At 54.8% G+C, this 21195-nt stretch carries 16 protein-coding genes, 1 tRNA gene and 1 pseudogene; 10 read left to right on the top strand and 8 right to left on the bottom strand.

The features are described 5' to 3' along the window. The first annotated feature begins 156 nt into the window (after positions 1 to 156). The 3 genes from acs to V7028_RS07000 all read left to right on the top strand — a co-directional run bounded on the left by acs (position 157) and on the right by V7028_RS07000 (position 4457). Positions 157 to 2139, top strand: coding sequence for an acetate--CoA ligase (acs, locus tag V7028_RS06990; protein WP_334119371.1), 1983 nt, complete (start codon positions 157 to 159; stop codon positions 2137 to 2139). 112 nt (positions 2140 to 2251) lie between these two features. Beyond that, on the top strand, positions 2252 to 4306 hold the full coding sequence (locus V7028_RS06995) for a VC_2705 family sodium/solute symporter (protein WP_334119372.1): 2055 nt from the start codon (positions 2252 to 2254) through the stop codon (positions 4304 to 4306). A gap of 60 nt (positions 4307 to 4366) precedes the next feature. Next, positions 4367 to 4457, top strand: a tRNA-Ser gene (locus V7028_RS07000). Between the two features lie 211 nt (positions 4458 to 4668). Here the strand turns inward: V7028_RS07000 and V7028_RS07005 are convergent. Both V7028_RS07005 and V7028_RS07010 read right to left on the bottom strand, forming a co-directional pair. Beyond that, a complete protein-coding gene (locus V7028_RS07005; protein ID WP_334119373.1) occupies positions 4669 to 5058 on the bottom strand; it encodes a nuclear transport factor 2 family protein in 390 nt (129 codons plus the stop codon). A 111-nt stretch (positions 5059 to 5169) separates the two neighbouring features. Beyond that, positions 5170 to 5610 carry a YybH family protein gene (locus tag V7028_RS07010; protein ID WP_334119374.1) on the bottom strand — a complete coding sequence of 147 codons (441 nt, stop codon included), beginning with the start codon at positions 5608 to 5610 and terminating at the stop codon, positions 5170 to 5172. 77 nt (positions 5611 to 5687) lie between these two features. Here V7028_RS07010 and V7028_RS07015 point away from each other — a divergent pair, with 77 nt between their 5' ends. The 4 genes and pseudogenes from V7028_RS07015 to V7028_RS07035 all read left to right on the top strand — a co-directional run bounded on the left by V7028_RS07015 (position 5688) and on the right by V7028_RS07035 (position 9812). Then, complete coding sequence (locus tag V7028_RS07015) at positions 5688 to 6656, top strand: helix-turn-helix domain-containing protein (RefSeq protein WP_334119375.1); 969 nt, start codon at positions 5688 to 5690, stop codon at positions 6654 to 6656. A 387-nt stretch (positions 6657 to 7043) separates the two neighbouring features. Then, positions 7044 to 7478 (top strand): annotated as a pseudogene (locus V7028_RS07025) (DUF2778 domain-containing protein). Between the two features lie 301 nt (positions 7479 to 7779). Then, positions 7780 to 8385 (top strand): DsbA family oxidoreductase, encoded by a 606-nt coding sequence (locus tag V7028_RS07030; protein WP_334119376.1) that lies wholly within the window; start codon positions 7780 to 7782, stop codon positions 8383 to 8385. A 92-nt stretch (positions 8386 to 8477) separates the two neighbouring features. Further along, positions 8478 to 9812, top strand: coding sequence for an NAD(P)H-dependent oxidoreductase (locus V7028_RS07035; RefSeq protein ID WP_334119377.1), 1335 nt, complete (start codon positions 8478 to 8480; stop codon positions 9810 to 9812). 17 nt (positions 9813 to 9829) lie between these two features. Here V7028_RS07035 and V7028_RS07040 read toward each other — a convergent pair whose 3' ends face one another. The 3 genes from V7028_RS07040 to V7028_RS07050 all read right to left on the bottom strand — a co-directional run bounded on the left by V7028_RS07040 (position 9830) and on the right by V7028_RS07050 (position 13830). After that, positions 9830 to 10273 carry a VOC family protein gene (locus V7028_RS07040; protein ID WP_334119378.1) on the bottom strand — a complete coding sequence of 148 codons (444 nt, stop codon included), beginning with the start codon at positions 10271 to 10273 and terminating at the stop codon, positions 9830 to 9832. Positions 10274 to 10379: 106 nt separating this feature from the next. Further along, on the bottom strand, positions 10380 to 12344 hold the full coding sequence (locus tag V7028_RS07045; protein WP_334119379.1) for an alkyl/aryl-sulfatase: 1965 nt from the start codon (positions 12342 to 12344) through the stop codon (positions 10380 to 10382). A 79-nt stretch (positions 12345 to 12423) separates the two neighbouring features. Next, positions 12424 to 13830 (bottom strand): sodium-dependent transporter, encoded by a 1407-nt coding sequence (locus tag V7028_RS07050; RefSeq protein WP_334119380.1) that lies wholly within the window; start codon positions 13828 to 13830, stop codon positions 12424 to 12426. Between the two features lie 37 nt (positions 13831 to 13867). On the opposite strand from V7028_RS07050, the gene V7028_RS07055 reads away from it, so the two are divergent. After that, positions 13868 to 14515 carry a class I SAM-dependent methyltransferase gene (locus V7028_RS07055; protein WP_334119381.1) on the top strand — a complete coding sequence of 216 codons (648 nt, stop codon included), beginning with the start codon at positions 13868 to 13870 and terminating at the stop codon, positions 14513 to 14515. Here V7028_RS07055 and V7028_RS07060 read toward each other — a convergent pair. Next, the gene (locus V7028_RS07060) at positions 14512 to 14712 is read right to left on the bottom strand and encodes a heavy-metal-associated domain-containing protein (RefSeq protein ID WP_334119382.1); all 201 of its coding nucleotides are present in this window, start codon (positions 14710 to 14712) and stop codon (positions 14512 to 14514) included. The genes V7028_RS07055 and V7028_RS07060 overlap by 4 nt on opposite strands. A 123-nt stretch (positions 14713 to 14835) precedes the next feature. Here V7028_RS07060 and V7028_RS07065 point away from each other — a divergent pair, with 123 nt between their 5' ends. Next, positions 14836 to 17061: a heavy metal translocating P-type ATPase gene (locus V7028_RS07065; protein WP_334119383.1), complete on the top strand. Its 2226-nt coding sequence runs from the start codon at positions 14836 to 14838 to the stop codon at positions 17059 to 17061. Position 17062: 1 nt separating this feature from the next. After that, positions 17063 to 17476: a Cu(I)-responsive transcriptional regulator gene (gene cueR / locus V7028_RS07070; protein ID WP_334119384.1), complete on the top strand. Its 414-nt coding sequence runs from the start codon at positions 17063 to 17065 to the stop codon at positions 17474 to 17476. On the opposite strand, the gene V7028_RS07075 is transcribed toward cueR, so the two are convergent. Both V7028_RS07075 and V7028_RS07080 read right to left on the bottom strand, forming a co-directional pair. Further along, a complete protein-coding gene (locus V7028_RS07075; protein WP_334119385.1) occupies positions 17477 to 18055 on the bottom strand; it encodes a TetR/AcrR family transcriptional regulator in 579 nt (192 codons plus the stop codon). Positions 18056 to 18077: 22 nt separating this feature from the next. Next, on the bottom strand, positions 18078 to 21185 hold the full coding sequence (locus tag V7028_RS07080; protein ID WP_334119386.1) for an efflux RND transporter permease subunit: 3108 nt from the start codon (positions 21183 to 21185) through the stop codon (positions 18078 to 18080). Between the last annotated feature and the right edge of the window lie 10 nt (positions 21186 to 21195).

Consider the following 21195-nt stretch of genomic DNA (forward strand, 5'->3'; position numbering starts at 1 on the left):
AAACTATAGCAGAACGAAGCTGCTACGGCCCTACTTCTGTATACCTGGAACGCGAATTGCTGTGGTGCGCCATGGTGTAAGGTGAGAGTAAGAGCTTTTGCCTATTGTCTATGCAAACTAAATTAATAGAAAATCAAGTAACTCTTGGAGGACAGGATGTCATCAATCGAATCAGTGTCACACGAAACACGTGTGTTTGAGCCCAGTGCAGACTGGAAGCGCAGTGCCGCAATTGGTGGCATGGACGCCTACAAGGCGCTGTGCAAGGAAGCTGAAACAGATTTCGAAGGTTTCTGGGCACGTTTGGCCAAAGAAAACCTGCAGTTTGCAAAAGCATATGACACGGTGTTGGACGAATCCAATCCCCCGTTTTACAAATGGTTTACCGGCGGCGAGTTGAACGTTTCCGCGAATTGCCTGGACAAGAATGTGGATGCCGGTTTGGGCGACAAAGTGGCCTTGATTTTCGAAGCCGATGGCGGCGAAGTGACCAAGGTGACCTACAAGGAATTGTTGGGCAAGGTAAGCCGCATTGCCAACGGCCTGAAAGGCTTGGGCGTGAAGAAAGGCGACCGTGTTGTTATTTACATGCCCATGAGCGTGGAAGGCGTTGCCGCCATGCAGGCCTGCGCGCGAATTGGCGCAATTCATTCGGTCGTGTTTGGTGGTTTTTCTGCAAAGGCATTGCAGGATCGTATTATGGATACCGGTGCTGTGGCCGTGTTCACCGCCGACCAGCAGGTGCGCGGCGGCAAGCAGTTGCCCCTGAAAACCATTGTGGATGAAGCATTGGGCATGGGTGGCTGCGACGCTGTGAAAAACGTGATTGTGTACAAGCGCACGGGTGCCGACGTGGGTATGCAGGCTGGCCGCGATATTTATTTGCACGACCTGGCGGACAAGCAAAGCGATGTGTGCGCGCCAGAAATGGTGGATTCCGAGCACCCCTTGTTCATTCTTTACACATCCGGTTCAACCGGTAAACCCAAGGGTGTGCAGCACAGCTCGGCAGGTTATTTGCTGTGGGCCATGCTGACCATGAAGTGGACCTTTGACATTAAACCCAGCGATGTGTTCTGGTGTACGGCCGACATTGGCTGGATTACCGGCCACACCTACATTACCTATGGCCCATTGGCTGTGGGCGCCACGCAAATTGTGTTTGAGGGCGTGCCCACATACCCCAATGCTGGTCGTTTCTGGGAAATGATTCAGCGCCACAGCGCCACGATTTTCTACACCGCGCCCACTGCGATTCGTTCACTGATCAAGGCCTGTGGGTCTGACGAGAAAGTACACCCCAAGAGCTACGACCTTTCAAGCCTGCGCCTGATGGGTTCAGTCGGCGAGCCGATCAACCCCGAAGCATGGATGTGGTATTACAAAAACGTGGGTGGCGAGAAGTGCCCAATCGTGGACACATTCTGGCAAACCGAAACGGGTGGCCACATGATCACGCCGCTGCCTGGTGCCACACCGTTGGTGCCCGGTTCATGCACTTTGCCACTGCCCGGCATCATGGCTGCGGTGGTGGATGAAGTGGGTGGCGATTTGCCCAATGGCCAAGGCGGTATTTTGGTGGTGAAGCGCCCATGGCCCGCCATGATCCGTACCATTTGGGGCGACCCAGAGCGTTTCAAGAAAAGCTATTTCCCCGACGAATTGGGTGGCAAGCTGTACCTGGCGGGTGACGGCGCAGTGCGTGACAAACAAAGCGGCAACTTCACCATCATGGGCCGCATCGACGATGTGTTGAACGTGTCGGGTCACCGCATGGGTACCATGGAAATTGAAAGCTCGCTGGTGGCCAACGAATTGGTGGCAGAGGCCGCTGTGGTGGGCCGCCCCGACGATTTGACAGGTGAAGCGATTGTGGCCTTTGTGGTGTTGAAAGGCGACCGCCCGACCGGTGAGGCAGGCCAGAAAATGGCCATGGACTTGCGCAACTGGGTGGGCAAGGACATCGGTCCGATTGCCAAGCCCAAGGAAATCCGTTTCGGTGACAATCTGCCCAAAACACGTTCAGGCAAAATCATGCGTCGCCTGTTGCGCAGTTTGGCCAAGGGTGAACAGATTACGCAAGACACCTCTACACTGGAAAACCCGGCCATTCTGGATCAACTGGGCAAGCCCAACTGATCGGCCCGACCTTCTCCGTGAAAGGGGATGTGTTTGGATGTTTGTAAACCAGTTCCACTTCGGTGGACTGGTTTTTTTCGTTTGAAAGAATCGACACGCCGGGAGTAAATTCATGAGTTTCACGCTCAGCCTGACCCGGTTTTTCTCGGTGCTTACCTTTGGTTTTCTGGTGTGCATTGCGGGTGCCGCCATTATGGAAGACTACGGCATTGGCCGTCAGTGGATTGGTTACTTTTTCATCTTCGTTACCTTGGGTGCCTACGCTGTAATTGGCTTGCTCAGCCGTACTTCTGACATGCATGAATACTTTGTGGCCTCGCGCACTGTGCCTGCGGTGTACAACGGCATGGCCACAGCAGCAGACTGGATGAGTGCCGCGTCATTTCTTGGGGTGGCGGGCACTTTGTTTTACAGCGGCTTCGAGGCGCTTGCCCTGTTGGTCGGCTGGACAGGTGGTTTTGTGTTGATCGCGTTGTTGATTGCTCCTTACCTGCGCAAATTTGCATTTTTTTCAGTGGGCGATTTTCTCGCTGCGCGTTACGCCGGGGCCGACAAGGGGCGGGCAGTTCGCATCATCTGCATTTTTGTCACGGTCAGTATTTCCTTTGTGTACGTGATTGCCCAAATTTATGCAGTGGGTTTGATCACTTCACGCTTTGCGGGTGTTGAGTTTGGCATAGGCGTGTTTTTCGGCTTGGCCGGTATTTTGGTGTGTTCATTTTTGGGTGGTATGCGCGCGGTAACCTGGACAGCGGTGGCGCAATACATCGTGATGATTGTGGCCATGATGGTGAGTGTGGTGGCCCTGATTGGTTTTACTGGGAAAGGGTCGAGCGAGCGTTATGTGGATGGCGGGCCGACCAGTTTTCCTGAGTACGTGCGCGCACAGGAACGAAAATTTTTCTCAGACCCAGCCGAGGCCGAAGTGCGCGCGGTGTACTTGCGTGAAGCGGATCGTTACCAGTTGTTGATTGATACCTTGCCTTCTTCCTGGGCTGAAGGCTATGAAGCGCGCCGCAAGAACCTGGAGTTGGCACGTTACGATGGTTCAACCTTTCAGGAAATCAAGGCGGCCGAGCGCGTACTGACAGCTTTCCCCAAAGATCCTCAAGACGCAAAAAGGCGCTGGAGCCGCGAAAAACAGCGTTACCTTGACAAGGTTAAAGCCAGCGTGCCGCATTTTGGGTCGGTGCAAGACGATTCAGGACTTTCCAATCGCGGTTCCCTGATCAGTTTTTTGGCTGTCGCGTTCACTTTGATGTGCGGCACTGTGGCTTTGCCTCACATCATTATGCGGTTTTACACCACGCCCAGTGCGTCGCAAACCCGGTGGTCGGTTGTTGTGGCTTTGGGCTGCATTTTGGTGATTTATTTGGCCTCGCCTTGGCTTAGCGTGATTGCCAAGGTGGTTGTGTATGAAAACCTGGTGGGCTTGAGTTACAACGAAATTCCGAACTGGATTGCGGCGTGGTCGCGGGTAACACCGGGCCTGGCGACCTTGCAGGATGTAAATCAGGATGGTGTGGTGCAGTTTGCGGAAATTGGCCTGAGCCCGGACATTCTGGTGCTGATCACGCCTGAAATTGCGGGCATGCCGTTTTTCCTCTCCGGGCTGATTGCGGCGGGTGGTTTGGCTGCCGCATTGTCCACGGCCGATGGCCTGTTGCTGGCCATTGCCGGCAGTTTGTCGCATGACCTGTATTACCGGGTGCTTGATCCTGAAGCCACTGCGCAGCGCCGGGTGACCATGTCAAAAATCGCGCTGTTGAGTGCGGCCCTGATGGCCGCCTGGATTACCAGTTTGCAGCCCGGCAACATTGTGGTGCTGGTGGGGTCTGCGTTTGCCTTGGCGGCTTCAAGCCTGTTTGTGCCACTTGTGGCGGGCATCTTCTGGAGCGGAGCAACACGCCGGGGGGCATTGTGGGCCATGGGCATGGGTTTCGTCAGTTCAAGCCTTTGCCTGGCGCTGACCAATTCGTCCTTCATGGCGATGTTTAATCTGGACGCTGTTCAGATTGCTGGCTTGAGCGGTGTGGCAAGCGGGGTGTTCACCATACCGCTAAGCGCACTGGCCATGGTTGTGGCCTCTTTGCTAGGTGGGCGTAAAGACGAGGCGCCGGGCGTAATGCGGGTACTGCGGCTGCCTGAGTCGGAAGGAAATGTTTAATGCGGTGAGAATGCACTGGATACCGAAGGGGATTCTTTGCTATACTCTCGCGCTTACCGCGGAGAGATGGATGAGTGGTTTAAGTCGCACGCCTGGAAAGCGTGTATAGGTTAATAGCCTATCGGGGGTTCGAATCCCCCTCTCTCCGCCACAGAATACAAGGGGCTCCCAGCGTGGAGCCCTTTTTCTTTTGCGCTATAGAATCAGGTTGCGCTGACCTGCCCCGGATTTTTCGATCCAGCGTGACGTAACAAAAATGGCGGTAGAAGGCTGAGTGGCCGCCAAAGCCAACCAGCCTCTCCGATTCTCTTGTCTGGACGCACGGCGCAAGACGTGCGCTATGCGACCTCATTTGCAGTGACTTACTCTCCCCAGAATACGTCTTCCTGCGCTTGATCGCTTGAGAACAGCCGGACCTCGACGATCTTGCCTCCCTCAATGCGAATGAGGTCCACGCCCGGTTGTTTGAGTTTGATGCCGTCCCGGTCACCAGCAAATTCAATGGCGATGGCGACCCAATTGCCATTGGCCATGTAGTAATCGGCGCGAGTGATCGCGAACGTTCCCTTGGAGACTTCCATCATCTTGCCCAGCATCGGGCCGACATTGGCTATACCCCGATGCGTGCCAGAGAACTGGTTGTTACCCGGCTGGTGCCAAATCACGTCAGGCGAAATGATGGCACCCAGCGTAGCTTGGTCACCGGTCTGCGCTGCCTTGATGTAGGTCTTGGCGATGTCGATGTGGTTCATTGTGTGTTCCTTTTTGGTTGAAGTTGTGAAAGAGGGTTGTGCCAGCCCCGGCAAGGCCAGTGGTGAGGAAAACGAGCAAGTTTTGGAGACGATGGATTTTGTCGTGCGAACTCAGGCCATCAAGTTCTGCATGGCCGCCGGATGACGCGTGAACGACCAGCTCACATGCACAACGCGCCACTGGCCATCGATAAGGCGATAGACCTGGGTGGAGTTCCAGGCCGTGCCTGGCTTCTCGCCGCCTCGCCCGTCGGGAACGATGTTGACCAGGTTGTAGTTCAGCACTGCGAAATCGCCGCAATCGCTGACGATCACCTGTGGGTTGGGAATCTCGTTGCGCAGGATGTTGAGCTTGCCCTCGAAGAACTGGCGGAAGTACACCTCCACGGCCTGGTGGCCCTCCAGTCGAGTTTCGGTAATCGGGTCGAAGTAGGTCACATCTTCGCTGTACAAATCCAGCACGCCATCGACATCGCCCTTGTTCCAGCGTTCATTGACGCCCAGCTCCAAAGCCAGGATGGTCTGCGTAATCTTGCTGATGTCTGCTTTCACTACTTATCCTTTAAAAGAAGATCGAGAGTGGTTATTATTAGACACAAAAAACTAAAAAGAACGGTTAAAGGCGGACAATGAAAGATACTTTTAAGACAAAAATAGGAAATTCAATCTCTCGCGAAACGGAAAGAGTTCAACCCGCATCAAAGGGCGTCACGAGAAACACCGATATTCACCACCTAGGCTATCAACCGCGAGCGCCCTACCAGCTCGACCTGGAAGTCTTTAGCGTGGCTGATTTGCGGCGCCGAGGAAGCAAGGAGAAGGTTCAGGCAACGCATCGGTACGACTTCCTCGCTTTGGTGTGCGTCACGCGGGGTGTATGTACTCAGGTAGTCGATTTCAAGCCGATCTCGTGTGTGCCTGGATCGCTGCTCGTGTTGCAGCCGGGGCAGGTCCACAACTACGGACAGGATGAAGACTGGGACGGTTTGAACGTCTTGTTCCGTCCCGAATTTGTCTTGCCCGTTTCGACGCAGTCGCTCGACCACAAACTAGCCGTTGATCTGGACAGGCTGCCGGAACACATCGTCTTGAGCGGCAGTGCTCTGCGAACGGTGATGGATTCGATCCAGCAGATGCGCGAGGATACGCGGGTTGATGCGCCAATCGATGATGTGCATGCGTTGCTACGCCACCAACTCCATGCGCTCCTGGCGCGACTCGCCATCCTGCAAAGTTGGCAGCGCGCACACGAGCCCGTCATCTCCCCAGCATTGCAGCGCTTCAAACGCTTCCAGCAACTCGTGGAGGAACGCTTTGCGCGGTGGCACCAGGTAGCTGACTATGCCAGACAGCTCGGTTACACGGAAAAGAGCTTGGCGCGTGCCGTGGAAGCGGGTATGGGTATGACCGCCAAAGTCTTCATCGCAGCGCGGGTCAATCTGGAGGCGAAGCGCCTGTTAGTGCATACGGACTTGACCGTCGCCAGCATCGCCGAGAGGCTGGGCTTCGAAGAGGCCACCAATTTCAGCAAGTTCTTCAAGCGTGAGGCGGGCTGTACACCAGCGGAGTTCCGGCAGCGGCAAAGAGCGTCCATTTGATCACACCCCGCCATGGGTCTCGTTTGCGAGCTCACGCCCCTCGGCGGGGAGCGCCCCGAGTTTGATCGTGCGCTGGCCATGCTTAGGGCAGGGGATAGCTTGGTGGTAATTGAGGCGCCTGTGTCGTGCCACTTCTATCTTCGATTACATGGAAGCGTTTTACAACCGAACCCGAAGGCATTCCCATCTTGGTGGGATCAGCACAGAGGTCTTTGAAGCGGCCTCAAAATGAGGCTCCGGTTTGTCAATAGATGGCGGGGTAGTCCAAAAACCAGAGCAGAACTTCTATTTGACCCGAACCTTGAGACAAGGCAGCCTTTGCCCAAATTCATGGAACGAGGTGTTCACAACACGTTTAACTGCAAATTCACACTCAACAACCAGCCAATGAGTGAATTGTCAGTGGCTCAATCAGGCAGGATTCTCACTTATCCTGCGTTTTCTGGGTTTGGTCCCCATGTCAATCGTCGTGTTGATGCCTGTTTGAAAAATGTCGGACCAATTCCACTCGGACGTTATTACATTCTGAATCGAGAGTCTGGTGGCAGACTTGGATGGTTGAGAGATCTTTATCAAGACTGATCCGATTGGTTCAGCCTCTATGCAATCGACAGTAAAGTTGACGATGAAACTTGGTGTGAATCGGTGAAGCGAGGGGAGTTTCGCTTGCATCCCAAAGGTACTTTTGGAATCAGCGAAGGCTGCATTGTTGTAGACGAAATGCGCAAATTTATCGAGTTACGTTCGCTATTGCTGAGCAAACCCGCCCAGAAACCTCATGGGCTGAATTTTGCTGCACTAGGAATTGTGGAGGTTGTGTGACATGAAACTTATTCGCTCTGCGGCCTTTTTATTCTTTGTTCTTGTTTTTTCGTGGCCCGTTTTTCAGTTTTTTCAGTTGAACCCGGGCTACTTTCCAGTGTCTGACTTTTCACCGGAAATGTGGGAACACCTGAAATCCTGCTGTGGGGTATCAAGCTATGAAGACAAGCAAGACTTCCAATTTTTGATGACGGTATTGATAAGCTTATTGCTCTCATTCTTCTGTGTGTGCTTGGTATTCAAACTCGCAAGGTGGCAAACTAACGATCGTAGCTAGCAGCATTCAAATCAGGAGTACCCCATGCCCACCCCCCAAGCCGCCCCCATCAAAATTCAGGTCTGGACCGATTTCGTGTGTCCGTTTTGCCTGCTCGGTGAATCGATTATCGAGAAGGCCATTGAAGGTTTGAATGTGGAACTGGAATGGATGCCGTTCGAGCTACGCCCCTACCCAACACCTACTTTAAAACCCGAAGATGAATACCTGCCACGTGTGTGGAAGGCCTCGGTGTACCCCATGGCGGAACGTCTTGGTGTGCCCATCAAGCTGCCCACTGTTTCACCGCAGCCTTACACACGCAAAGCGTTTTTGGGTTTGCAATATGCCAAGCAGCAAGGCAAGGGCAATGAATACGCCACAGCAGTGATGAAGGCGTTTTTTCAGCAAGACCAGAACATTGGTGAAGACGAGATTCTTAAAAACATTCTGCAAAATCTGGGTATGAACCCAGCAGGGCTGGATGAATTTGTGAATTCACCCCAAGCCAACGCGCAGCACGATGCGGATCTTCAATACGCAAAACAGGTGGGCATTCAGGCCGTGCCTTCACTGGCCGTGGGCGCCCAGTTTTTCTCGGGCGTACCCAGCGTGCAGGCTCTGCGGGATTCGATTCAACACGCCCGGTAAACCGGCACTGCTTAGGGATACTTCGGGTTTTCCGGCAAGGTGTGTGCGGGTTATTCTGTGGACCAAACCTGCACCCACCACAAAAGGCCATCATGAATTTATTTTCCAAGCTTCAGCAACGCGCAGCTGTTGGCAAACCCCTTCGCGTTGGCATGATAGGTGCCGGCAAATTCGGCTCCATGTATCTTTCACAAGTGCCACGCACACCCGGCATTCACATGGTGGGCATTGCCGATTTGTCGCCCACGCGGGCCAAGGCCGCCCTGAAAAACGTGGGTTGGAAGGAAGAAAGCTACTCTGCAACATCGCTTGAGCAGGCGGCAAAGCTGGGCAACACCGCCATTATCGACGACGGCATGAAGCTGATTGAATCGCCTTTCGTTGACATCATCATTGATTCCACTGGCAACCCGGCGGCGGGTATTGCCCATGTGCTGGTTTGCTGCGAATTTAAAAAACACATTGTGATGGTGAACGTGGAGGCCGATGCATTGGCTGGCCCTTTGCTGAAACGCAAAGCCGACGAGGCGGGCATTGTGTACTCGCTTGCTTATGGCGACCAGCCCGCGCTGATTTTCGAGATGGTGGACTGGGCGCGAGCCGCTGGTTTTTCGGTGGTGGCCGCAGGCAAGGGCACCAAGTACCTGCCCACGTACCATGAAAGCACGCCTGACACCGTTTGGAACCACTACGGCTTGACTGCTGAGGATGCAGCCAAGGGTGGCATGAATGCGCAAATGTTCAACAGTTTTCTGGATGGCACCAAGAGCGCAATTGAAATGGCGGCGGTGGCCAATGCAACTGGTTTGGCGGCACCCAGCGGTTTGAAGTTTCCAGCGGTGGGTGTCGATGACTTGGCACGCATTCTCAAACCCAAAGAACATGGCGGTATTCTGGACCAGCGCGGGCAGGTCGAGGTGATTTCCAGCGTGGAACGCGACACGCGCCCGGTGTTTCGCGACCTGCGTTGGGGGGTGTATGTTACCTTCTCGGCCGATAGCGAATACGTGGCCCGTTGTTTCAAGGAATATGGTTTGATTACCGACCCTAGCGGTCAGTATTCAAGCATGTACAAACCCTTCCATTTGATTGGTCTGGAACTTGGAATTTCAGTGGCATCAATCGGTGTTCGGGGCGAGGCCACGGGCGCACCCATTTGCTGGCACGGCGACGTGGTGGCCACAGCCAAACGCGATTTGCAGGTGGGCGAAATGCTGGATGGTGAAGGTGGCCACACCGTGTACGGCAAGTTGTTGCCTACACAGGAATCGTTGGCCTTGGGTGGTTTGCCACTGGGGTTGGCGCATGGTGTGAAGTTGTTGAAACCCGTAAAAGCGGGGCAAGCTGTAAGCTGGAACGATGTAGCGTTCGACGCCAATTCCACGGCGGTGAAGTTCCGCCGTGAAATGGAACGAACTTTTATTTAAAACTTATTTCGCAAAACTCATTTTGCAAAAATCTGGTCCATGTTGGCAAAGGCCTTGAATTCAAGTGCATTGCCGCATGGGTCCATGAAGAACATGGTGGCTTGTTCGCCCACCTGGCCCTTGAACCGGATGTAAGGCTCAATCACAAACTTGGTGCCTGCTGCCCTTAAGCGGTCAGCCAGTTCATTCCACTGTTCCATGGTCAAAATCACGCCAAAATGTTTGGCGGGCACGGCGTGGCCGTCTACGCTGCTGTTGGCTTTGCAGCCCACTTCTTCCGGTGCCAAATGCGCCACCAGCTGGTGGCCGTAAAAGTTGAAGTCCACCCAGTGTGGGGCGCTTCGCCCTTCCTCGCAACCAATTACTTCGCCATAAAACTTGCGGGCCACCGCAATGTCGTTGACCGGAAATGCAAGGTGGAAAGGTTGCAGTGTGGTGTGTTTGGCTTGCGGTGCGGACATGTGAATTACCATTGAATTAGCGGTTGATCATTCACACACTATAGGGTTGTTCGGGTTTCCCGGCCAATCGTGGAAACCCGAATATTACCGACAACTTGGGAACTGTTTACGGCGTCACAATGTTGAAGTTGCCCGTGGCTTTTTCCAGCATGCCGAAAAATTTCCCAAGCTTGATGGTGCTGCCGTCAATTCTGGTTTGGTCTGAAAACAGCAGGTCGGTTGCACCGGCCTCACCGGTCATCATGTTCAGGAAAAAGGGTTTGCTTAAAGTGAGCGTGGCTGCGGAATTTTCTTCGTGCTTGCCTGCCCTGTGGTGCAACACGCTGTTGTTGATTCGAAGCACATAGCTTTCCTGTGTATCTGAAAACACAAGGTTGATTTGAATGTCTTCGCCCTCGGCTTTCTCGCTGTTCAATGAAGCTGCCATGGCTTCCAGAAAACGCTCGGTGGGGGTGTGCTTCAGCATGTCGAGAAACATGGTCCGTTTAAAGCCCTCGGTGTAGCCACCTTCGCGCAGTTCAAGTGCGCCGGTCAGGTAGAAATTGCGCCAGGGTGCCGACTCGGCCATGTAGCCCATCTGGTCAAAACTTGTTGCCAGCAAACCTTTTGCGCGCACATTCTCGGGTTCGGCATACACCGCATGTTTCAGCAACTCGGCTGCCCAGCGGTATTCGCCTTTGTTCACGGCGTCTTCGGCTTTGTTCAGCAGGGCGTCCATGCCACCGGCCACATCAACATACTTTTTCGCGGCTTCAACCGGGGGCAGGGGGTTCAGGTTGGCAGGGTTCGCGTCGAACCAGCCCATGTAAAACTGGTAAACCGCTTTTACGTTGTGCGAAATGGTGCCGTAGTAACCGCGCCCACTGAGGAAGTTGTTCAAAGCGGGCGGCATTGCCACCTTCTCGGCAATCTCCGCCGGGGTATGGCCCGCATTCATGTGGCGCACTGTTTGGTCATGAATGAAGCGGTAGACATCGCGCTGTTTTTCCATGAAGGTGCGTATGTTGTCCGCACCCCACACCGGCCAGTTGTGTTGGTGAAACATTACGTCGGCATCGCCTGCGTAGGCCATGGCTTCGTCCATGTAGCTGGCCCATTTCAGCGCATCGCGCACTTTCGCACCGCGCGGGGTGTACAGGTTGTGCAAGGTGTGGCCAAACAGCTCGGCGCTGCCGAATGCCTTCAGCGTGGGCAGGTAAAACACAAACTCGGAAGGGGCCTCGCTGCCAGGCACGTTGTGGAACATGAATTCAAGCCCGTCGAGCACATGGGTCTCTTTGGCTTCTTTCACCACCAGCGTGGGCGGCAATACGCCCACCTTGCCGTAGGCCACAGCCTTGCCCAAGCCATTGTCGATCAGGCCTTCCGGGTTGCGTGGCAGGCGTTTGCCATACATGTAAATGGAACGGCGCGCCATGGCCATGCCCACCAGCAGGTTCTCGCTGGTGGCCTCGTCCATGAAGCCTGCGGGTGCAACCACAGGTATGTTGCGGGCAGTCACTTCTTCTGCACCCAGCACACCCAAGGCACCACCAAAGTGGTCCACATGGCTGTGTGTGAACACGATTGCGGTTACGGGTTTGTCGCCAAGGTGCTTGCGTGCAAAGGCCATGGCGGCGCGTGCGGTTTCCTCGCTGGTTAGCACATCCACCACAATCCAGCCGGTGTTGCCTTCAATCAGGGTCATGTTGGACAAATCAAAACCACGCAACTGGTAAATGCGGTCAGCCACTTTGTACAGGCCAATTTGATTGTTCAGGCTGGCTTGCCGCCACAGGCTGGGGTTCACCGTGCTGGGGGCTTTGCCTTCGATGAAATTGAATTCATCGTAGTCCCAAATAAGCTCGCCCTCGTCATTTTTTACCTGCCCCGTGGGTTTGGCAATCAAACCCTTGCGGGCATCGGCGTTGTTGGCTGCATCCACCAAGTCTGTATTTTTTGCCACTTCAGCGTGAAAGGCTTGTGTGAATTCGCTGGCTGCGCTGTTGGGGTCGGTGGGGGTTTTGGAACAGGCTGCCAGCAAAGCGGGTATACCGATGGCAAGGGCTGCCAAGGCCAGGTTTGTTTTCATGCTGTCTCCGGAATATTTTTAATTTCCCCTATTACAGCATAAAAAGTGGCACTGTGCGTGCCAGTAAATTGTTTGAACATTAACTGAAGAATTTGTTGATCACCGTGATTACAAACACGGTGGCCAGAATGGCCGGGATCCAGAAAGCAATTGCAACGTGGGTATAGCGTTCAAGCCAGCCGATTGTTCCGTTAGGGTTGCTGGCCAGCATTTCAGCACCCATGTTGTGGCGTTTCCATTGCCACACCACCAACAGGCAAATCAGCAGGCCATTGAAGGGCAGGATGGTGTCGTAGAACACATCCACCAACACATCAAACAGCGATTTTTTGGCACCGCCATAAAACGCAAACTCGCTAAGCCATTTCACCTGCCCGAATGACAATGCACAAAGCCCCGCACCCACAAGCACACCCGCGATGACCAAACCCAATGCCTTGTTCCGGGTTTTTTGACCCTGCGCTTTGAGTGCAGCCACAGGCACTTCAATGATTGAAACAAGCGATGTGATGGCCGCTACAAAGGCCAGCAGAAAGAACATGGCCGCTATGAAGCTGGAAACCAGATAGCCGAACTTGGGCACCATGGCCATGAAAATATTTGGGAAAAACGAGAAGATCAAACCCACTGAAGAATCGCTCAATTCGCTGGGGTTGGTGTCGGGATAAATGGCAAAAATCGCGGGCAGGGTCATCAAGCCCGCTACCACGGCAACACCCGTGTCAGTTGTAGCCAGCATTTTCGCCGATTGCACCAGGTTGTCTTGCTTGCGCAAATACGAACCGTAGGTGATCAAAATTCCCATGCCCAGCGACAATGAAAAGAAGGCCTGCGACAGCGCGCTGTTCACCACGCTCCAGGTCATGCGATCCAGCTGCGGGGTGAAATAAAACTTCAAACCGGCGCTGGCGTTGGGCAGGGTCAGTACAAACACGGCCAAGCCAATCAGCATGATGAACAGCATGGGCATCAACAAGCGTGATGCTTTTTCTATGCCGTCGCGCACGCCGCCTTTTAGCACGAGTACAACCATACCGATTACGCCCGCCAGGTAGGCAAATATCCAGGGGCTGGTGATAAAACCGCCGAAGTAAACCGGTGTGGCCAGGCGATCAAGCTGGCCAAAAACAGCCAGTATGAAATAACCCAACAGCCACACGGTGAGCACGCTGTAAAACACCGCGATCATGAAGGGTGTGGTTAAGGACAAAGCCCCGGCAAATGCCCAAGCCTTGTTGTTTCCGGAAACCTGCTTGAATGCACCCAACGGGCTTTTTCCTGTGGCGCGGCCCAGGCTAAGTTCAGCCAGAATAAGTGGAAGGCAAATGGCCACCACGAAAAAAATGTACAGTAGCAAGAACGCACCGCCACCGTTTTTTGCGGCCGCTACTGGAAAAGCCACCAAATTGCCAATGCCCACAGCCGACCCTGCGGCGGCCAGCACGAAGCCGATTTTGGATGTGAACTGGTCCGGGTTGTTTTGCATGGTGGCGCGATTTCCTCTACAAAAAAAGGACAACAAATTGGCACTGTTTGCTGAATTATACGACCGCCACGTGCTGCCTACCTTGCTTGATTTCGCTTGCGGCATGAAAGCCATCAACAGGCAGCGCCAGAAAGTGGTACCCAAAGCCACAGGCAAGGTGCTAGAAATTGGCATTGGCACAGGCCTGAACATGCGCCATTACGATGCGGCAAAGGTGGAAAAAATTATTGGCCTGGACCCGGCCATGCAAATGCATCGCCTGGCCAAAAAGCGTATTGAAAAAACCGGCTTGAGTGTTGAATTAATGGGTTTGCCCGCTGAGCAAATTCCCTTGCCCGATGCAAGCATCGACACCATTGTCATGACCTACACCCTGTGCACCATTCCCGAACCTGTACAGGCCCTGAAAGAAATGCGACGTGTGTTGAAACCGGGTGGGAAATTGTTGTTCTGTGAACATGGTGTGGCACCGGATGAACCGGTTCAGCGCATGCAAAACCGCTTGCAGCCCGTGTGGGGCAAGCTGGCAGGTGGCTGCCACTTGAACCGCGACATTCCGGCCTTGCTGAAAGCAGGCGGGTTTCAGGTGGATGAAATTGAAACCATGTATGTGCCGGGCCCCAAAGCCTTTACTTACAACTATTGGGGCGCGGCCTATTCGGAAGGCAGTCAAGAAGGCAATTAAGCCTTTACCTGGGCTGGGTAACCTGCCTCGCTGATGGTTTTTGCCAGGCTGGCCGCTGGCAAGGTGCTTTCTACCTGCACCAGTTTCCGGGCCAGATCAATTTGCACTTGTGCTGTGGGGTCTTGCGCTTTCACAGCGCGTTCCACATTGGCTGAACAACCGCCACATTTCATTTTTTCAACTGTGAGTTCAATCATTTTCGTACTCCGGTGGGTTGATCACAATTGTAGTTTGAAGCTTCCAATCGTGGTAAGGTCAAGGGGTTGACTTTGCCATCATTGGAAGGTTTATCGTGTGCACATTGTTCAACGGAGAATGCCATGACCACCAACAACACATTGAATTTGGCCGTAGGCGGAATGAGCTGTGCTTCCTGTTCTTCCACCGTAGAAAAAGCCTTGCTGAAAGTGCAGGGCGTAACACAGGCCACGGTGAACCTTGCCACTGAAAAAGCGCAAATTGATTTTGCTGCCCCGGCCACGCCCGAACAAATTGCCAGGGCGGTGGTGGATGCCGGTTATGAGGCTGAAATTTTAAACGCCAGTGGTGAAAAATCAAGTGCAAGCAGCACGCCCGCCAGGGAAGGTTTTGGCGAGGGCGCTTTGGTGGCTATTGCCGCACTGCTGACCTTGCCCCTGGTGTTGCCAATGGTGGCCCTGCCGTTTGGCGAGCACTGGATGCTACCGGGTTGGATGCAACTGTTGCTGGCCACACCCGTGCAGTTCTGGCTGGGTGGGCGGTTTTATCGCGCTGGTTTGAAGGCTGTTCAAAACCGGACCGGCAATATGGATTTGCTGGTGGCCATTGGTACGTCGGCGGCCTATGGTTTGTCGGTGTACATGATGGAGCAGGGCAGTGGCCACTTGTACTTTGAAGCGTCCAGCGCCGTGATCACCCTGGTGATGTTGGGCAAGTGGCTTGAAGGCCGGGCCAAGCGCCAAACCACCGCAGCCATTGCCGCCTTGCAGGCCCTTCGGCCTGACACCGCGCGTGTGCGCCGCAAAGGGGTGGATCAAACCATTGCCATGGCAGAAGTACAGTTGAACGACGAGGTTGTGGTTCGCCCCGGTGAACGCATTCCAGTGGATGGCCTGGTGCTGGAAGGCAGCAGCCATGTGGACGAAGCCTTGATAACCGGTGAAAGCGAACCTGTGGTGAAAGCAGTGGGCAGCAAGGTCACCGGCGGGGCCGTGAACCTGGACGGTTTGTTGCTGGTGCAAACCAGTGCCGTGGGCACTGAAACCACCTTGGCACGCATTATTCGCTTGGTGGAAGACGCGCAGGCCGCCAAGCCCGACATTCAAAAACTGGTAGACAAGGTCAGTGCGGTGTTTGTACCCGTGGTGTTGGTGATTGCCCTGTTCACGCTGCTGGGTTGGGGCTTGTTGGGTGGCTCGCCCGGCGTGGGCGGAAACCCTTGGGAGCAGGCTATTTTAAATGCGGTGGCGGTGCTGGTGATCGCCTGCCCCTGCGCCTTGGGTTTGGCCACACCAACGGCCATTATGGCGGGTACGGGTGTTGCGGCACGCCACGGTATTTTGATCAAGGATGCACAGGCACTTGAGTTGGCCCACAGCATTAAAACAGTGGTGTTCGACAAAACCGGTACGCTGACTGTGGGCAAACCCACATTGATGCAGTTCGAGGCAGTGCACGGCGAGCGCAGCAGCATGCTGGCCAAGGCTGCTGCCGTGGAAGCGGGCAGCATGCACCCACTGGCCAGTGCCGTGAAAAACCGTGCGCAGCAAGATGAACTGGAGGTGCCCCACGCCACCGATTTGCAAGATGTGGCAGGCAAGGGTTTGTCGGCCAAAGTGGGTGATGCACGTGTGTATGTGGGCACCATTCGCTGGATGGAAGAGCTGGGTGTTTCAGCCCCCACCATGCAGGAAGTGCTGGCCCGCGTGAATGCAAATGCAGCCACACGTTCCTGGGTTGCAGAAAAAACGGATGCGGGTATTCGTTTGTTGGGTGTGCTGGCTTTTGGTGATGAATTGAAACCCAGCGCACAAAGCGCCGTGAATGCACTGCACGCGTTGAAGGTGGACACGGTGTTGCTGACCGGCGACACCACAGCCAGTGCGCAGCGTGTGGCTTCTGAACTGGGCATTGGCCATGTGATGGCAGAACAGTTGCCGGGTGACAAATCGAAGGCGGTGCAGGCATTGCACAATTCAAAAGAAGGCGGCAAACAGGTGGTGGCCATGGTGGGCGACGGTATCAACGACGCACCTGCACTGGCCATGGCCGATGTAAGTTTCGCCATGTCCACCGGAACCGATGTGGCCATGCACACGGCCGATGTGACCCTGATGCGTTCTGACCCCAGCTTGGTGGCGCAGACCATCGACATTTCACGCCGCACCTACAACAAGATCAAACAAAACCTGTTTTGGGCATTCATCTACAACGCCGTGGGCATTCCTCTGGCTGCCCTGGGTTATTTGAACCCCGTGTTGGCGGGCATGGCCATGGCGCTCAGTTCGGTGAGCGTGGTCACCAATGCATTGATGTTGCGCAACTGGAAACCAAGAGGAGGGGCTTGATATGAATTTGCAAAGTACTGACCATTATTTGACCATTGGCGATGCGGCGATGGAATCGGGTATTTCCAGCAAAATGATTCGCCATTACGAGCAGGTGGGTTTGCTTGCGCAGGCTGTGCGCACCGAAGCGGGTTACCGTTTGTACAACAGCCGCGATCTGCATGTGCTGCGCTTTATCCGGCATTCACGCGACCTGGGTTTTTCCATCAAACAGATTGAGGAGTTGTTGGCGCTGTGGCAGGACAGGGATCGACCCAGTCGGGAAGTGAAAAAACTGGCGCAGTCGCACCTGGTGGCACTGGACATGAAAATTCGGGAACTGAATGCCATGAAGGCAGAGCTTGAGCGCCTGGTGCATTGTTGCAAAGGCGATTCCAGACCAGATTGCCCCATTCTGGATGGCCTGGCCAGTTAGTCAGTTTTCCAGCATCTGTTTGATCACAGACCGCAGCACCCGCCCAACTTCATCGGCTTTCATGTTCGGGTCGCGAATGGCCCGAATTTGCAAACCATCAAACAGTGCCATCAGGATGGTGGTTTTTGCTGCCAGGCCAAGTTCGCAGGGGCTGGGTTCCCCCCGTGGCTGAATGCCCTTGATCAGATTGGCCACTTTGTCGCGAACAATGCTGTCTGTGGCTTGAACGGTTGCCGCAACCTTCGGGTTGCGCGCCGCTTCGGCCAGAATTTCCGTGTCCAGCTCGCTTCGTTCAATGCGCCGCTGAACACCTTCGTCCACGGTGCACAGCATGGCTTTCAGAATATCTTTTTCACCCTGTATTTTTGCAATGCGTTCCAGCGCCTGGTCAAGATCGCGTTTGACCATGGCCTCGATAATCGCTTCCTTGCTTTCAAAATAATTGTAGATGTGCCCGGCGCTCATGCCGAATGATTTTGCGATCTCCGACATGCTGGCACCGTGAAAACCGCTTTTTCGAAAGCACTCGGCCGCCGCGTCAAGAATTTGTTGTCGACGCAGTTCTGCTTTGCTGGTCATTGGTTTGGTCTCTATGCCCATGTCATTGCCTTTTTTTGCTGAACATCTGGCTGACAACCACGAAGAACAGTGGCACGAAGAAAATGCCCAGCACCGTGGCTGAAATGGTACCGCCCAACACGCCCGTGCCAATTGCATTCTGGCTGCCTGAACCGGCCCCGGTGGAAATGGCCAATGGCACCACGCCCAAACCAAAGGCCAGCGAGGTCATGAGGATGGGACGCAAACGCATGCGCACGGCCTCCAGTGTGGATTCAACAAGGTCGCGCCCCTGTTCAACCTGCTCCTTGGCAAATTCCACGATCAGAATCGCATTCTTGGCCGACAGGCCCACGGTGGTCAGCAAAGCCACCTGGAAGTACACGTCGTTGGCCAAACCGCGACCAGTTGCTGCCAGCAGGGCACCGGCCACACCCAGCGGCACGATTAGCATGACTGCAAACGGGATGGACCAGCTTTCATACAGCGCAGCCAAGCACAGGAACACCACCAACAGCGACAAGGCATACAGCAAGGGCGCTTGTGAACCGGACTGGCGTTCTTCATACGACAGGCCTGTCCACTCAATGCCCAAACCTTCCGGCAAGTTCGCGGCTATGTCTTCCATCGCATCCATGGCATCGCCCGAACTCATGCCCGGTGCCGCCTGCCCTTGAATTTCCACGGCCGGCAAACCGTTGTACCGTTCAAGGCGCGGCGAGCCCATGGACCATTGCGCTGTTGCAAAATTGGAGAAGGGCACCATTTCACGGTCGGCGTTGCGCACGTGCCAGCGATTCAAGTCGCCTGGCAGCATGCGAAACGGTGCGTCAGCCTGCATGTAAACCCGTTTCACCCGACCACGGTCAATGAAGTCATTGATGTAGCTGCCGCCCCATGCAGAGGTCAGTGTGTCGCTGATTTCTGAAACACTGACGCCCAGCGCACCGGCCTTTGCATTGTCAATGTCCAGTTTGTATTCCGGGGTGTCTGCCTGTGCATTGGGCCTGACACCCGCCAGCAAGGGGTTTTTGGAGGCCTCACCAATCAGGCTATTTCGTGCCTGCACAAGCGCATCGCGACCCAGGCCTGTGCGGTCTTGAATGAACAGGTTAAAGCCCAGTGCGTTGCCCAGTTCCCGAATGGCAGGCGGCGCGAAAGCAAACGCCTGCGCCTCAGGCCAGCTGTTGAATTCCTTGGAGGCCCTTTGCACAATGCCTGCGGCAGAATTTTCCTTGCCCGGGCGTTCGCTCCAGTCGCGCAAACGCACAAAGCCGATGCCGGAATTCTGGCCAGTGCCAGAGAAGCTGAAACCCGCCACGGTGAAAAGCGACTTCACATTGTCGCCTTCCTGATTCAGGAAGTAGTCTTCCATTTTGGCCAGCACTGCAAGCGTTTGTTGTTGCGTGGCACCTGCCGGCAATTGAACCTGGGTGAAGAACACGCCTTGGTCTTCATCGGGCAGGAACGAGGTGGGCAAACGCGTGAACATGAACGCGGTAACTGCCAGCAGGCCACCGTAAATAATCAGATAGCGGCCCGATTTGTGCAGCATGCGGCCCACCATGCCCTGGTAGCGGGCGTTGCTGGAGTCGAATTTGCGGTTGAACCAGCCAAAAAAGCCCTTTTGTTCAAGCATGTGGCCTTTCTCAATCGGTTTGAGCATGGTGGCGCACAGGGCTGGCGTCAGCACCAGGGCAACCAGCACAGACAACGCCATGGCCGACACAATGGTGATTGAAAACTGCTTGTAAATAACCCCGGCAGACCCCGGAAAAAATGCCATTGGCACAAACACGGCCGACAGCACAAGGCCGATGCCCACCAGCGCGCCGGTGATTTGATCCATCGATTTTCGCGTGGCTTCCAGCGGGGGGAGCCCTTCCTCGGACATCACGCGTTCCACGTTTTCAACCACCACAATGGCGTCGTCCACCAGCAAACCAATGGCCAGTACCATGGCAAACATGGTGAGCGTGTTGATGGAAAAACCGAAAGTTGAAAGCACCGCGAATGTACCCAGCAACACCACAGGCACGGCAATGGTGGGGATCAACGTAGCCCGGAAGTTTTGCAGGAACAGGTACATCACGAGGAACACCAGGATGATGGCCTCGATCAGGGTGATGACAACGCCTTCAATCGATATTTTCACAAAGGGCGTGGTGTCGTAGGCCACATCCCATTCCATGCCTTCCGGAATCAGGGGCGTGATACGCTCCATTTCCTTGACCACTGATTCTGCAGTGTCCAGCGCATTTGCGCCCGAGGCCAGGCGAATACCGATGCCGGATGCGTTTCGACCGTTCCAGCGCGGCAGAATGTTGTAGTTCTCGCTGCCGTAGTCAATGCGTGCCACGTCTTTCAGGCGAACAGTGGCTCCGTCCGGGCCGGTTCGCAGAATGATCTGCTCGAAGTCTTCCGGCGTTTCCAGCAAGGTTTGCGCCGTGATGGTGGCGGTCAGTGATTGCCCCTTCACCGCGGGGGCTGCCCCCAATTCGCCCGCAGACACCTGGGCGTTTTGGGCCGTGACTGCCGAACGAATGTCGCCGGCGCTTACATTGAACTGGTTCATTTTGTCCGGGTTCAGCCAGATGCGCATGGCATAAGGGCTGCCGAACACTTGCACTTCACCCACGCCACTGACGCGGCTCATGGAGTCTTGTACGTTGGAGGTAATGAAGTCGGCCAGTTCTGTCGATGTGAACGCGCCGTCTACTGCCGTGAATGCAATCACCAGCAAATAACCGGCTGCGCTTTTTGTCACCTGAATACCCTGACGCTGCACCGCATTGGGCAGCAACGGCGTGGCCAGGCTTAGCTTGTTTTGTACCTGAACCTGCGCAATGTCAGGGTTGATGCCGGGCTCGAAGGTCAGCTCAAGCCGCAAGCGGCCGGTGGAGTCGCTGGTGGACTTCATGTAACGCAGACCATCCAGCCCGGTCATACGCTGCTCGATCACCTGTGTTACGGAATCTTGCAGGGTTTCAGCCGATGCACCGGGGTAGGTGGCTTGAATGGTCACCGCAGGCGGGGCAATGGCAGGGTATTGCGCCACGGGCAGGTTGAAAATGGCAAGCGCACCGGCCAGCATGATCACAATTGCGATCACCCACGCAAAAATGGGGCGGTCAATGAAAAATCGGGACATCGTACTACTC

It is taken from the genome of Limnobacter sp., from assembly GCF_036846585.1.
In the GTDB taxonomy this organism is placed as follows: Bacteria; Pseudomonadota; Gammaproteobacteria; order Burkholderiales; family Burkholderiaceae_B; genus Limnobacter.

What these genes read in the sequence shown, in the direction of transcription:
- acs (WP_334119371.1), top strand. Translation starts at nt 157, where the DNA reads ATGTCATCAATCGAATCAGTGTCACACGAAACACGTGTGTTTGAGCCC.
- V7028_RS06995 (WP_334119372.1), top strand. Translation starts at nt 2,252, where the DNA reads ATGAGTTTCACGCTCAGCCTGACCCGGTTTTTCTCGGTGCTTACCTTT.
- V7028_RS07005 (WP_334119373.1), bottom strand. Translation starts at nt 5,058, where the DNA reads ATGAACCACATCGACATCGCCAAGACCTACATCAAGGCAGCGCAGACC.
- V7028_RS07015 (WP_334119375.1), top strand. Translation starts at nt 5,688, where the DNA reads ATGAAAGATACTTTTAAGACAAAAATAGGAAATTCAATCTCTCGCGAA.
- V7028_RS07030 (WP_334119376.1), top strand. Translation starts at nt 7,780, where the DNA reads ATGCCCACCCCCCAAGCCGCCCCCATCAAAATTCAGGTCTGGACCGAT.
- V7028_RS07035 (WP_334119377.1), top strand. Translation starts at nt 8,478, where the DNA reads ATGAATTTATTTTCCAAGCTTCAGCAACGCGCAGCTGTTGGCAAACCC.
- V7028_RS07040 (WP_334119378.1), bottom strand. Translation starts at nt 10,273, where the DNA reads ATGTCCGCACCGCAAGCCAAACACACCACACTGCAACCTTTCCACCTT.
- V7028_RS07045 (WP_334119379.1), bottom strand. Translation starts at nt 12,344, where the DNA reads ATGAAAACAAACCTGGCCTTGGCAGCCCTTGCCATCGGTATACCCGCT.
- V7028_RS07050 (WP_334119380.1), bottom strand. Translation starts at nt 13,830, where the DNA reads ATGCAAAACAACCCGGACCAGTTCACATCCAAAATCGGCTTCGTGCTG.
- V7028_RS07060 (WP_334119382.1), bottom strand. Translation starts at nt 14,712, where the DNA reads ATGATTGAACTCACAGTTGAAAAAATGAAATGTGGCGGTTGTTCAGCC.
- V7028_RS07065 (WP_334119383.1), top strand. Translation starts at nt 14,836, where the DNA reads ATGACCACCAACAACACATTGAATTTGGCCGTAGGCGGAATGAGCTGT.
- cueR (WP_334119384.1), top strand. Translation starts at nt 17,063, where the DNA reads ATGAATTTGCAAAGTACTGACCATTATTTGACCATTGGCGATGCGGCG.
- V7028_RS07075 (WP_334119385.1), bottom strand. Translation starts at nt 18,055, where the DNA reads ATGACCAGCAAAGCAGAACTGCGTCGACAACAAATTCTTGACGCGGCG.
- V7028_RS07080 (WP_334119386.1), bottom strand. Translation starts at nt 21,185, where the DNA reads ATGTCCCGATTTTTCATTGACCGCCCCATTTTTGCGTGGGTGATCGCA.